We start from the raw sequence: 12597 nt of genomic DNA on the forward strand, positions 1-12597 counted from the left end.
CCGTCCCGAGGAAGGAATGCGGCGGTGAACCGGGAATTCCTGGCGGCCACGCGCCGTGCGACGACCTCGCACCCACCGGACGAGCAACGGAGGGCATCACGATGGACGGCTCGTTCCCGGTCGACGGGAACCAGGTCAGCGACGTGGTCGGGGTGGGTTTCGGCCCCTCGAACCTCGCCCTGGCCGTGGCGGTCGCCGAACACAACGAGGCGGTCGGACCGGAGGAGCGGTTGCGCGCCCGATTCCTGGAACGTCAACCTGATTTCGGTTGGCACCGGGGAATGCTGTTGCCGGACACCACGCTCCAGGTGTCCTTCCTCAAGGATCTCGTGAGCCTGCGCAATCCCCGGAGCTCCTTCAGTTTCATTTCCTACCTGCACGACAGGAACCGCCTCGTCGACTTCGTCAACCACCAGTGCTTCTTCCCGTCCCGGCGGGAGTACCACGACTACCTGGAATGGGTGGCGGGTCGTTTCGTCGACTCCGTCCACTACGACCACGACGTGGTGGACGTGCTCCCGGTACACGAGGGGCCCGACGTCGTCGCCTTCGACGTGGTGGCCGTCCAGGGCGGCGCCGGCGCGACGCGGAGGCTGCGGACCCGCAACGTGGTGCTCGCCCCCGGTCTCGAACCGGTGCTCCCCCAGGGCATCACCCCGTCCGACCGGGTCTGGCACAGCTCCGAGCTGCTGCACCGGCTCGACGGGTTCCGGGACCGGCTTCCCGACCGGCCCCGTTTCGTGGTGGTGGGCGCCGGGCAGAGCGCCGCGGAGGTGATGGCGCACCTGCACGGCGTCTTCCCCAAGGCGACGGTGCGGTCGGTGTGTTCCCGGTACGGCTTCGCTCCCGCCGACGACAGCCCGTTCGTCAACCAGCTGTTCGACCCGGCGGCGGTGGACGAGTTCTTCGAAGCCGCGCTGCCCGCGCGGGAGAACATCCTGCGGGTGCACGCCGGCACCAACTATTCGGCGGTGGACGGTGACCTGATCAGCGAGCTGTACCGGCGGTCCTACCAGGAACGCGTCTCCGGGGAGCCCCGGCTGCACTTCGAGCGGCTGGCGCGGGTGGTGGCGACGGAGGAGCGGGACGAGGAGGTGTCGGTGTCGGTGCTCTCCCTCACCGACGGCCGGGTCACCGACCGGGGTTGCGACGTCGTCGTCCTCGCCACCGGCTACCGCCCCCGGGACGCCCTGCGTCCCCTCGGGCAGCTCGCCGCCCTGTGCAAACTGGACGCGAACGGCTGGCCGAGGGTGGAGCGGAACTACCGGATCACCACCACCGAGACCGTGCGGGCCGGCATCTACCTCCAGGGCGGCACCGAACACAGCCACGGCCTGTCGTCGACCCTGTTGTCCAACCTCGCCGTCCGCAGCGGGGAGATCACCCGAGCCCTCGCGGCGCCGTGACCGGCCCGAGCCCCGTTCCGGCCTGGACACCCCCGCCTCGTCCGCGTCCCGCCGACCAGGAGCCCCCATGTTCGTGCCCGACCAGTACCGCGCGGCCGACAACCGCCCCCTCGTGGAGTTGATCAGGTCCTTCCCGCTGGCCACCCTCGTCTCCCACGCGGAGGGCACCCTGTTCGCCACGCACGTCCCGGTCCTGCTCGCCGCCGACGCCGACGCCGGTCGGGACGTCCCGGAACCGGCCGACCTGACGATCCTCGGGCACCTCGACCGGCGCAACCCGCACCGGGCCGCCCTCGCCGCTGGTGGACCGTGCCTGCTCACCTTCACCGGGCCCCACAGCTACGTCTCCCCCGCCCACTACGGGCGGGAAACGGCGGCGCCCACCTGGAACTTCACCGCAGTGCACGTGCACGGACGTCTCACGCCGCTCGACGGCGCCGAGGACACGCGCCACGTGGTCCGCTCCACCGCCCTGCTCTACGAACGCAGGTTCGGCGCCGGCTGGGACACGACCGGCTCCCTGGACTACTTCGAGCAGCTGCTCCCCGGCGTCAGCGCCTTCCGCGTGGACGTCAGCACCGTCGAGGGCATGTTCAAACTCGGCCAGGAACAGCCCGGGTACGCCCGGCAGGGCGTGGTGGCCGCGTTCACCTCCCCCGGGGCGCCGCCGCACCAGCGGGCGGTCGCCGAACTGATGCGGCGGTTCGCTCCCGACTCCCCCGACGACGGTGGACCGGGCTGTCCCGTCCGAGCCCCCGCGAAGCCGGAGCCCGCGACCCGGGGGGAGCGCTGACGATGCCCACGCCCCGCAACCCCTTCCTGCCGACGGCGGCCGAGGACGACTCCGACGACGGCGCGCTGCCGGTGTTCTGCCTGCCGCAGGCGGGTGCCGGCGCGTCGACCTACCGTTCGTGGCCGGCGCCGCTCGGTCCCGGACTGCGGGTCCGTCCCGTCCAGCTGCCCGGTCGGGAGAACCTGTTCTCGCGGCCGATGCCCTCGGACGCGGCCGAGCTGGTGCGGACACTGCGCGCCGAGCTGGCCGACGAGCTGGACCGCCCGCACGTCCTGTTCGGTCACAGCATGGGCGGGTTCCTCGCCGCGGAGCTGGCCGCCGCCGCCCAGAGGGACGGGACGCGGCCACCCGATCTGCTGGTGGTCTCCGGGTGGTCCGAACCGTCGGGACGGACCCCGCTGACCGACCGCCCGGACCTCGCCGGGCTGCCGGACGAGGAGGTGCTGCGCACCTGGCTCCCACCCGGTCCCGCGACGGACGTCGTGGTGAACACCCCCGAGCTGCGGGAGATCGTCCTGGAGGTCCTGCGGGCGGACCTGCGGCTGTGCGCCGCCTACCGCCCCTCGTTCGACCTGCTCCGGGTTCCGGTCCTCGCCGTCGGCGGCGAGGACGACCCCCTGTGCCCGGTGGACGGGCTGCGCGCATGGGCGCGGCGGACCGCCGTGCGGTGCCGGGTGCGCGTCTGGCCAGGCGGGCACCCCGTGACCGAGGAGCGGGTGGCGGCGATCGGGGACGCGATCCGGGCCGAACTCGACCGGAGCTGAGGACCCGGCCCTGGGGCCGGTCAGCCGGGCAGTCGGGGGTCGACGTGGATCTTGGGGCCGGCGCCGGCCCCTGGTGGCCGCTGGCCGCCCAGCACGGCGGTCACCCCGCCGAGCGGCACCGTCGCCGCCACCAGCGGCCGGGGGTCCACGGCCCCGCTGGCGTAGCGGTCGATGGTGGCGGCCAACGCGGGGGAGGCGCTGAGCACACCGACCACCGTGAGGTCCCGCAACGTGAGCGCCCGGGCGTCGACCAGGCTCGGCGTGCCGGCCAGGCCCACGTAGACGACGCGGCCCCCCGGTTCGACGAGGTCCACGGCCAGCGCCGGCAGGGCGGGGTCGTTCGACGCGTCGACCACGGCGTGGAAAGTCAGCGGGGGGAGCGCCTCGCGGGTGTGGGGTGCGGCGAGACCGAGCGCGGCGGCGAAGTCGAGGGCGGCGCCCGGCAGCCCCAGCACGTGGACCTCGACGCCCTCGGCGCGGGCGAACATCGCCACCAGCAGCCCGATCGTCCCCGGCCCCAGCACCAGCAGGCGCTCCCCGGGGGCCAGTCGCGCCGCCCGCACGGCGCGCAGGGCGTTCCCGCCCGGTTCCACCAGGGCGGCGGCGGTGTCGTCCACCTCGTCCGGGACCGCGTGCAGCGAGTCGGCGGGAACCGCGAGCCGTTCCGCGAGGGCCCCGTTCCGGCCTCCCCGGATGCCCACCTCGGTGCGCTGGTCGCAGACGTGCCGGCGGCCACGCCGGCACCGGTCGCAGGTGCGGCAGCCCAGCATGGTGTCGCCCACCACCCGGCGCCCCACCCAGTCCTGGTCGCCGGCGGCGCCGGCGGCGACCACCGTGCCCGTCCACTCGTGGCCGAGCCGGAGGGGGTAGTGGGCGTGCCCGTCCCGCAGGTACTGCATCTGCCCGGTGAAGAACTCCACGTCGGTTCCGCAGACCCCGACCCGGCTGACATCCACCAGTACCTCACCGGGCGTCGCCACCGGCGGTTCGACCTCGCGGACCCCGGCCGCGCGCGGCCCGGCGACCACGAACGCTCTCATGCGCCTCCGATCCCCCGGGAGCACCGGCACCCCCACGGTACGAGGCGGCCACCGCCCGGGCCAGCCCCGTCCGGTGCACACGGCACGGGGTCCGCCCCCCTCCCGGGGGGAGGTGAGGTCACGGTGCGTGTCAGCGGGTTCCCGGTTCGTGTCCACCTCTGCTAGCGTCGGGCGCCCGGCGGCACGCAGGACCGCACAGCCGACGACGGGACGCCGACCGTGACTCGTGAGCTGCGTAGTGACCAGTGGTACTCGGGTGTGGACCGCAACGCCTACATCCACCGGGCCTGGATGCGGCGGGGATTGCCCGCCGACGCGTTCTCCGGCCGCCCCCACATCGCCATCGCCAACACGGCCTCGGACCTGACGCCGTGCAACTCCCACCTGGACGAGGTGGCCGGGGCGGTGCGGGACGGCGTGCACCAGGCCGGGGGGATCGCGCTGGACCTGCCGGTGATGTCGATCGGCGAGACGCAGGTCCGGCCCACCGCGATGCTGTGGCGGAACCTGGCCGCGATGGCGGCGGAGGAGATGCTGCGCGCCAACCCGGTCGACGGCGTGGTCCTCCTCGGTGGTTGCGACAAGACGATCCCGGCGCTGCTGATGGCGGCGGCGTCGGTGGACCTGCCCGCCGTGGTGGTGCCGGGCGGCCCCATGCTGACCGGCACCTTCCGCGGCCGCCCCCTCGGCTGCGGCACGGACGTCTGGCGGTTGAGCGAGGAGGTGCGGGCCGGCACCCTGTCCTCGGCGGCGTTCACCGCGTCGGAGTCGGCGATGATCCGCAGCCGGGGGCACTGCAACACGATGGGGACGGCCTCGACGATGGCGCTGCTCGCCGAGGCCCTCGGGATGGTCGTGCCCGGACTGGCCGGCACGCCGGCGCCCGACAGCAGGTTGTTGGCCGAGGCCAACAGGAGCGGGCGGCTGGCCGTGGACCTCGTCGGCCTCGACCGGCGGCCCAGCACGCTGCTGACCAGGGCCTCGTTCCACAACGCGATCGTCGCCCTGGCGGCGGTCGGTGGCTCCACCAACGCCGTCGTGCACCTGTTGGCCCTCGCCGGTCGGGCGGGCGTGGAGCTGACCCTGGACGACTTCGACCGCATCGGCTCCGACGTCCCGCTGCTGGTGGACCTCCAACCCGCCGGCCGGTTCCTCATGGAGGACCTGCACCGGGCCGGTGGTCTGCTGGCCGTGCTGCGGGAGGTGAGCGACCTGCTGGACCCGACCGCGCTGACCGTGACCGGGCCGCCACTGGTGGACCTGGTGGCCGAGGCCCCCCGGTGGGACCCCGAGGTCGTCCGGGACCGCTCCGCGCCACTGCGGCCGTCAGCGGGCATCGCCGTGCTGCGGGGGAACCTCGCACCGGACGGGGCGATCATCAAACCGGCGGCGGCCTCCCCCGAGCTGCTGCGCCACCGGGGCCCCGCCGTGGTGTTCGAGTCCGTTGAGGACCTGCGTGCCCGCATCGACGACCCCGACCTGGAGGTGGAGGCCGACTCGGTGCTGGTGTTGCGGGGGTGCGGCCCGCGCGGCTACCCCGGGATGCCGGAGGTGGCCAACATGCCGCTGCCGAGGAAACTGCTGGAACGCGGTGTGCGGGACATGGTGCGGATCTGTGACGGCCGGATGAGCGGCACCGCCTACGGCACCGTGGTGCTGCACGTCGCCCCGGAGGCGGCGGCGGGCGGGCCGCTGTCCCTCGTCCGCACCGGCGACCCCGTGGTCCTCGACCTCCCGGGGCGGGAGCTGCGCCTGGACGTCCCCGTCGAGGAGCTGCGGCACCGCCGGCCCCCGGCGGCCACCACCGACGCCTACGCCCGACCGACCCGGGGCTGGGAACGGCTGTACGTCGAGCACGTGCAGCAGGCCGACCGGGGCGCTGATCTCGACTTCCTCACCGGTTCCAGCGGTTCGGCCGTGCACCGGGAGTCCCACTGACCGCACCCCGCACCCCGGGTCCGGCCCGCGAGGGGCTCAGGCCGACCGGTCGCGGCGCTGTCGACGCCGGTGGGGCCGCTGCCTGGGCACGATCACCGGGTCGACCCCGTGCCGCACCGCGTCCTCGTTGACCACGACCTTGGCGACGTCCCCCCGGGTGGGCACGGTGTACATGCTGGTGAGCAGCACGTCCTCCAGCACGGCCCGGGTGGCGCGGGCCCCGGTGCCCCGGAGCAGGGCCTGGTCGGCCACCGCCTCGACGGCTGCCCCGGTGAACTCCAGTTCCGCCCCGTCCATCCGGAACAGCTTCTGGTACTGGGGGATCAGGGCGTTGCGGGGCTCGGTGAGGATCCGCACCAGCGCCGCCCGGTCCAGGGGCCGCAGCGTGGTCACGACGGGCACGCGGCCGACGAACTCGGGGATGAGCCCGAACCGCACCAGGTCCTCGGGCAACACGTCGAGCAACGCGGCCTCCCGGTCACGCTCCCGGTCGCGGTCACCGCGCAGGGCAGCGCCGAACCCCATGCCCCGGTGCCCCGACCGCTGCTCGACGATGTGTTCCAGGCCGGCGAAGGCTCCACCGAGGACGAAGAGCACGTTGCTGGTGTCCACCTGCACGTACTCCTGTTGCGGGTGCCGGCGACCGCCCTGGGGGGACACGTTCGCGACGGTGCCCTCCAGGAGTTTGAGCAGCGCCTGCTGCACCCCTTCACCGGACACGTCCCTGGCCGCGTTCTGGCTGTCGCCCCGGCGGGCGACCTTGTCGATCTCGTCGACGTAGATGATGCCCTTCTCCGCGCGGCTGACGTCGTGGTCGGCGGCCTGGAGCAGCCGGAGGACGATGTTCTCCACGTCCTCACCCACGTAGCCGGCCTCGGTCAGGGCGGTGGCGTCGGTGATGGCGCAGGGCACGTCCAGGACCCGGGCGAGGGTCTGGACGAGGTGGGTCTTGCCGGAGCCGGTCGGGCCGATCAGCAGGACGTTGGACTTGCCGAGTTCGACGTCCTCCCGGTTCGTGGAGTGCCGTCCCGGTTCCCCCTCCGGTCGCAGCACCCGCTTGTAGTGGTTGTAGACGGCGACCGCCAGGGCACGTTTCGCCGCGTCCTGCCCCACCACGTACTCGTCGAGGAAGGCGTGGATGTCCCGGGGGCGGGGTAACTCGGTCAGGGGCGTCCCCGGTGCCTCCTCCGGCGACCTGCTGATCTCCTCGGCCAGCAGTTCCCGGCACAGGCCCACGCACTCGTCGCAGATCCGCACGCCGACCGCACCGGCGATCAACCGTCGGACCTGCTCCCCTCGCTTCCCGCAGAACGAACACCGCAGCGGACCGCCGCCGTCACCGATACGTGTCACTCGAAAACGTCTCCTCACGGGGTGCTGGCGGACGGGAACACGGGGGCGCCGGACGAGGCGCCCGGTGTGGCCCCCGAGGGCGCGAGCCGCACCGCCCGAGGGCGGAGGGCCGGCGGAACACGGGTCTCCACACCCCGGGGCTGCGGTCGGGTGGGCGGGGTGGCGTGGCGCGACCCACGCTGGTCATGGCGAACTCCACGGGGCGGCGGCCACAGTCAGATGATCCGATCATATACACGGTGGCGGTATCTTGGGCGGCGACGGAAGCGAGGGGGATGATGGGCCGGCTCACCAGGGCGGAGACGCGGCAGCGCAACCGCGCCCGTGTGTTGGACGCGGCTCGGACGGAGTTCACCGACCGGGGGTTCCGCGACGCCAAGATCGACAGCATCGCCGCCCGCGCCGACCTGACCCGTGGTGCCGTCTACTCGAACTTCCCCGGCAAACGTGCCCTGTACTTCGCGGTGCTGGCCCAGGAGGCGGAGCGGGCGGGCCGGGCGGTGGTGACCCCCGGCGAGGCCCCCTCGGCCCCCCTCGGTCACGCGTCCGACCCCACGGTCGCCGCCAGGCAGGCCCTGAGCGCCTTCGCCAGGGCCTGGGTGGGCGGGTTACCGCTGGCCACCGACCAGCGGCACGCCGGAGCCCGGCTGAGCATCGACCTGCTCCCGGAGATCCTGGCCGACGAACGCGCCCGGGTCCCCTTCGCCCAACTGACCAAACTCGACGCGATCCTGCTCGGGTCGGCGTTGGAGAACCTCCACCCGCCCGGCTCGCCGGCCCGCGACCTGCTGGGCCTCGCGGAGACCGCGCTGACCCTCCTGCACGGGGCGGGCCAGCTGGCGGCGACGGCACCGGGCTTCGTCGAACCCTTCGCGGTGGTGCGCGCCTGCGAACGGCTCCCCGACCTGGGCCTCGACCGCCCCGTCACCACGACCTCGGCTCCCCTGCCGGCCACCCTGACCGACCGCCCGTGGGCTGGCCCGGTGGGCATGGACGCGGTCCGGGGGGAGCCGTGCCGGGTCGACGACGGTGTGGTGCTGGTGCTGGGCCTGCACCGGTTGGCCGCCGTGGAGGCCGCGGTCCGCACCGCTCCCGCTGGCTCTCCGGTCACGGTCGGCGTCGTCACCGGCGAGCCGGCGGAACTGGGACCGCTCGCCCGGCTGACCGTGACCCGCACGGGCACCCTGCTCCGCTCGTCCTTCCCCCGTACCGCGTGGCCCCGGCTCCGCGTGATCTGCTCCGGTGCGACCGCTCTCGCGGCGGCCCTGGGCGACGACGGGGTGAGTGACACGACGGAACGCGCCGTCCTCGTCCGGGATGGCCGTGTCCGGGCTCAGGCGGACGGGTTCGGCGCCGGTCAGGCGGTGGCCACGGCCTGGACCACGGTCACCAACGGCGCCCCGGGGCCGTCCCGCCGCCCCGGTCGACGATGACGAGACCCCTGCCGGGCCGGAACGTCCCAGGACGTCAGCGCCCGCCCCTGACGGCACGTCCGGTACACCTCCCCGGCCGACCACCCTGGTGCCGGGGCGACGGTGGTCGTACCCTCGGCCGCGGTGCGGCCTTCCTGAAAGGAAACCAGTGAACACGCAAACCGAAACCCTCGAGTTCCAGGCCGAGACTCGCCAGCTCCTGCAACTGATGGTGCATTCCATCTACTCGAGCAAGGACATCTTCCTGCGCGAGCTGATCTCGAACTCGTCCGACGCGCTGGACAAGCTGCGTCTCGCGTCCTACGCCGACAAGGACCTGGACGTCGACACCGACGACCTGCACATCCACCTCTCCACCGACAAGGAACAACGCACCCTCACCATCCGCGACAACGGGATCGGGATGTCGCGTGACGAACTCGTGGAGAACCTCGGCACCATCGCGAAGTCCGGTACCGCGGAGTTCCTGCGGAAACTGCGGGAGACACGGGACGCGAACGCCTCCGAGGAACTCATCGGCCAGTTCGGCGTCGGCTTCTACTCCTGCTTCATGGTCGCCGACAGGGTCACCGTCGTGAGCCGTCGCGCCGGTGAGACCCAGGGCACCCGCTGGGAGTCCACCGGGGAGGGCACCTACACCCTCGAGCCGGTCGACGAGGCACCGCAGGGCACGTCCATGACGCTGCACCTCAAGCCGGTGGACGAGGAGAACGCCCTCTACGACTACGCCGCGGACTGGAAGATCAAGGAGATCGTCCGCCGCTACTCCGACTTCATCACCTGGCCCATCCGCATGGACGTGGTGCCGGCCGGTGCGGAGGAGGGCGCGGAGCCCGAGCCCACCACCATCAACTCGCGCAAGGCGCTGTGGGCCCGGTCCAGCGACGAGGTCAGCGAGGCCGAGTACGCCGAGTTCTACAAGCACCTCACCCACGACTGGAGCGACCCCCTCGACACCATCAGCGTCAAGGCCGAGGGGACCTTCGAATACCAGGCCCTGCTGTTCCTGCCCTCCCGCGCCCCCATGGACCTCTTCATGCGGGAGGGGCGACGCGGCCTCCAGCTCTACGTCAAGCGCGTCTTCATCATGGGTGACTGCGAGGCGCTGCTCCCCGAGTACCTCCGCTTCGTCAAGGGCGTCGTCGACGCCCAGGACCTCTCGCTCAACGTCTCCCGGGAGATCCTCCAGCAGGACCGCCAGATCCAGTTGATGCGGCGCCGCCTGGTCAAGCGCGTCCTCAGCTCGCTCAAGACCATGATGGCGGAGGAGCCCGAGAAGTACCGCACCTTCTGGAAGGAGTTCGGGGCCGTCGTCAAGGAGGGCCTGCTCAACGACCCGGCGAACCGGGACGCGATCCTCGACGTCGTCTCCTTCCCCTCCACGAACGACGCCGAGGCCACCACCTCGCTGCGCGAGTACGTCGAGCGGATGAAGGACGGTCAGGAGGAGATCTACTACCTGACCGGGCGGAGCCGGTCGGTCATCGAGAACTCCCCGCACCTGGAGGGTTTCCAGGCCAAGGGCCTGGAGGTCCTGATGCTGACCGACGCCGTCGACGAGATGTGGGTCGACGCCGTCGGCGAGTTCGACGGCAAGAAGTTCCGGTCGGTCGCCAAGGGACAGGCCGATCTGAAGGCCGAGGACGACGAGGACAACGGCGAGGGCGAGCGGGACCAGCGCGAGGAGGAGTTCGCCGCCCTGCTGTCGTGGATGGGCACGCTGATGGAGGACAACCTCAAGGAGGTGCGGCTGTCCTCGCGGTTGACCACCTCCCCCGCCTGTCTCGTCGGCGACGAGCATGACGTCACACCCGAACTGGAGAAGCTCTACCGGGCGATGGGCCAGGACGTCCCCCACACCAAGCGGATCCTGGAGCTCAACCCGGCGCACCCGCTGGTCAGCGGGTTGCGCAAGGCGCACGAGGAACGCGCTGACGACGAGGGGATCGCCGAGACGGCCGAGCTGCTCTACGGCATGGCGCTCCTCGCCGAGGGCGGCGAGCTGAGCGACCCGCCGCGCTTCACCCGCCTGCTGGCCGACCGGTTGGCCAGCGTGCTGTGACCCCGACGGCCCGGGACGGGACGCCGTGCCCGCCCCGGGCCTGCTCGGCGGGCGACGGGCCACGGGGCCCCTGGTGACGACGACCGGACGATCAGGAGTGGGAGGCGGACCCTGGTGAACGAGCCCGGTGGTGTCCTCGTCGTCGGTTCCGCCAACGCGGACCTGGTGGTCAGCGTGGACCGCCGTCCCGGCCCCGGCGAGACGGTGCTCGGATCGGACACCACGGTGGCTCCGGGCGGGAAGGGGGCGAACCTGGCGGTGGCCGCGGCCAGGCTGGGTGCCCGGGTGGCCCTCCTCGCCGCCGTGGGGGCCGACCAGCACGGTGAGCTGCTGCGCGCGTCGCTGCGGGACGCCGGCGTCGCCACCGACCTGGTGCGTGCCGACGAACGGCCCACCGGCGTCGCCTACATCACCGTCACGGCCGACGGGGAGAACTCGATCGTGGTGGCACCGGGGGCGAACTCCTCGGTCTCCGAGTCCGATGTGGAAGGCGCGTCCCGGCGGATCGCCACGGCGGCGGTGCTCAGCTGTTCCCTGGAGGTTCCTCTCCCCGCCGTGCGCCGGGCCGTGCGGCTCGCCTCCGGGGCCGGGGTGCGGGTGGTGGTGAACCTCTCCCCCGTCGCCGACCTGGGGGACGACGTCCTGGGTGCCCTGGATCCGCTGATCGTCAACGAACACGAGGCCTCCCAGCTGCTCGCCTCCGCGCGACCCGGTCCGCCCGGTGCCGACCCGGTCGGACCTCCCTCGTCGCGGGCACGGCGGACCGCCCGCGACCTGCTGGCCCTGGGGCCGCGTTCCGCCGTGGTGACGCTCGGCGCGGCGGGGGCGGTGGTCGCGGAGCGGGGCGCGGACCCGCTCGTGGTGCCCGCTCCCCGGGTGCGCGCGGTGGACTCGACCGGGGCGGGGGACGCCTTCGCCGGGGCGCTGGTGGCCAGGCTGGCCGGTGGCGCGTCGCTGGCCGAGGCGGCGCGGACCGCCGTGGCCGCGGCCGCCCTCTCGGTGACCCGGCCCGGCGCGCAGCCCTCGTTCGCCCGTTCCTCCGAACTCGGCCCGGTCTGAGTGGCGGGCGCGTGGCGGTGCCCTGAGGCCGAGCAGACCGGGCCAGCGGCGGGAACAGCACATCGCGCCCGGTCCGGTACGGCGTCCCCGGGCACGACGCCCGCGTTCCGGGGCGCGGCCGCCGAGGGGCCGACACGTCGCCCGGCCGGATGCTGACCCCGAGAAGGTCACCGGTCGAGGCCGTCACCGCGCGGATCCGCTGCCGTCCGCGTCCACGACGGTTCTGACCCGGCCAGCGCTGGATGCCGGTTCCCTGACCACCGAAGGGACCTGGCGCCGCCGAGGGGCGCGTTGGCCCACCGGGTCGGGCCGGAGCCGGGCGGGGCGGCCCGGCTGAGGTGACCCCGGCGGCTCTGAGGGCCACCACCAGCTCCGCACGGTCTCGCCGCCACTTCCCGCGCACCGCCGTCCTGCGCGAACGGTGCGGATCATCGGCAACCCTCGCGGGTGCGCACCGCCTGGTCCACACCCGAGGGCGGCGCGGGGCACCCGCGCGGTCCGCTGGTCCACCCTGAACCGTCAAATCCGGAACCGTGCCAGAAGAAACGGGAATGGGACTGTCGCGGGCCTTCGGGAACCCCTCTTCCCACCACGGGGAGGAATTCCCGGAACCGGGTGGAGAAGTCGCCTCCCGCAACCGAGTCATCCAATTCCCCAGCCTGAGCGCGAACTCCTCCGGCCATTCCGCCGGTTCCGAGGTGACCCCACCAGCCGCGATCCAGCCGCGATCCAGCCACCCCGGCGCGGAA

At 73.1% G+C, this 12597-nt stretch carries 9 protein-coding genes; 7 read left to right on the plus strand and 2 right to left on the minus strand.

The features are described from left to right. The 3 genes from ACTIDRAF_RS0215335 to ACTIDRAF_RS32000 all read left to right on the plus strand — a co-directional run. Nucleotides 1-1406, plus strand: a 1406-nt coding sequence (locus ACTIDRAF_RS0215335) for a lysine N(6)-hydroxylase/L-ornithine N(5)-oxygenase family protein (RefSeq protein WP_342626687.1), incomplete at its 5' end; no start/stop codon positions are given. Between the two features lie 67 nt (nucleotides 1407-1473). Then, nucleotides 1474-2199 (plus strand): FMN-binding negative transcriptional regulator, encoded by a 726-nt coding sequence (locus ACTIDRAF_RS29080; RefSeq protein WP_016699614.1) that lies wholly within the window; start codon nucleotides 1474-1476, stop codon nucleotides 2197-2199. Between the two features lie 2 nt (nucleotides 2200-2201). Beyond that, the gene (locus tag ACTIDRAF_RS32000) at nucleotides 2202-2963 is read left to right on the plus strand and encodes a thioesterase II family protein (protein ID WP_016699616.1); all 762 of its coding nucleotides are present in this window, start codon (nucleotides 2202-2204) and stop codon (nucleotides 2961-2963) included. Nucleotides 2964-2983: 20 nt separating this feature from the next. On the opposite strand, the gene ACTIDRAF_RS0215350 is transcribed toward ACTIDRAF_RS32000, so the two are convergent. Then, nucleotides 2984-4003 (minus strand): zinc-dependent alcohol dehydrogenase, encoded by a 1020-nt coding sequence (locus ACTIDRAF_RS0215350; protein WP_016699617.1) that lies wholly within the window; start codon nucleotides 4001-4003, stop codon nucleotides 2984-2986. 219 nt (nucleotides 4004-4222) lie between these two features. Between ACTIDRAF_RS0215350 and ACTIDRAF_RS0215355 the strand changes: the two genes are divergently transcribed. Continuing rightward, entirely contained in the window at nucleotides 4223-5941 is a 1719-nt protein-coding gene (locus ACTIDRAF_RS0215355; RefSeq protein WP_052168849.1) for an IlvD/Edd family dehydratase, read from the plus strand. A 36-nt stretch (nucleotides 5942-5977) separates the two neighbouring features. Here the strand turns inward: ACTIDRAF_RS0215355 and clpX are convergent, their stop codons facing one another. Continuing rightward, complete coding sequence (clpX, locus tag ACTIDRAF_RS0215360; RefSeq protein WP_016699619.1) at nucleotides 5978-7294, minus strand: ATP-dependent Clp protease ATP-binding subunit ClpX; 1317 nt, start codon at nucleotides 7292-7294, stop codon at nucleotides 5978-5980. Nucleotides 7295-7572: 278 nt separating this feature from the next. Between clpX and ACTIDRAF_RS0215365 the strand changes: the two genes are divergently transcribed. The 3 genes from ACTIDRAF_RS0215365 to ACTIDRAF_RS0215375 all read left to right on the plus strand — a co-directional run bounded on the left by ACTIDRAF_RS0215365 (nucleotide 7573) and on the right by ACTIDRAF_RS0215375 (nucleotide 11848). Beyond that, nucleotides 7573-8727, plus strand: coding sequence for a TetR/AcrR family transcriptional regulator (locus tag ACTIDRAF_RS0215365; RefSeq protein WP_052168850.1), 1155 nt, complete (start codon nucleotides 7573-7575; stop codon nucleotides 8725-8727). A 148-nt stretch (nucleotides 8728-8875) separates the two neighbouring features. Further along, complete coding sequence (gene htpG / locus ACTIDRAF_RS0215370; RefSeq protein ID WP_016699621.1) at nucleotides 8876-10789, plus strand: molecular chaperone HtpG; 1914 nt, start codon at nucleotides 8876-8878, stop codon at nucleotides 10787-10789. A 114-nt stretch (nucleotides 10790-10903) separates the two neighbouring features. Further along, nucleotides 10904-11848 carry a ribokinase gene (locus ACTIDRAF_RS0215375; protein ID WP_016699622.1) on the plus strand — a complete coding sequence of 315 codons (945 nt, stop codon included), beginning with the start codon at nucleotides 10904-10906 and terminating at the stop codon, nucleotides 11846-11848. Nucleotides 11849-12597 lie beyond the last annotated feature (749 nt).

The sequence above is a fragment of the Actinoalloteichus spitiensis RMV-1378 genome, assembly GCF_000239155.1.
In the GTDB taxonomy this organism is placed as follows: domain Bacteria; phylum Actinomycetota; class Actinomycetes; order Mycobacteriales; family Pseudonocardiaceae; genus Actinoalloteichus_B; species Actinoalloteichus_B spitiensis.

Bases quoted from the DNA above. Each gene is read 5' to 3' on its own strand.
- ACTIDRAF_RS29080 (WP_016699614.1), top strand. From the start codon at position 1,474: ATGTTCGTGCCCGACCAGTACCGCGCGGCCGACAACCGCCCCCTCGTG.
- ACTIDRAF_RS32000 (WP_016699616.1), top strand. From the start codon at position 2,202: ATGCCCACGCCCCGCAACCCCTTCCTGCCGACGGCGGCCGAGGACGAC.
- ACTIDRAF_RS0215350 (WP_016699617.1), bottom strand. From the start codon at position 4,003: ATGAGAGCGTTCGTGGTCGCCGGGCCGCGCGCGGCCGGGGTCCGCGAG.
- ACTIDRAF_RS0215365 (WP_052168850.1), top strand. From the start codon at position 7,573: ATGGGCCGGCTCACCAGGGCGGAGACGCGGCAGCGCAACCGCGCCCGT.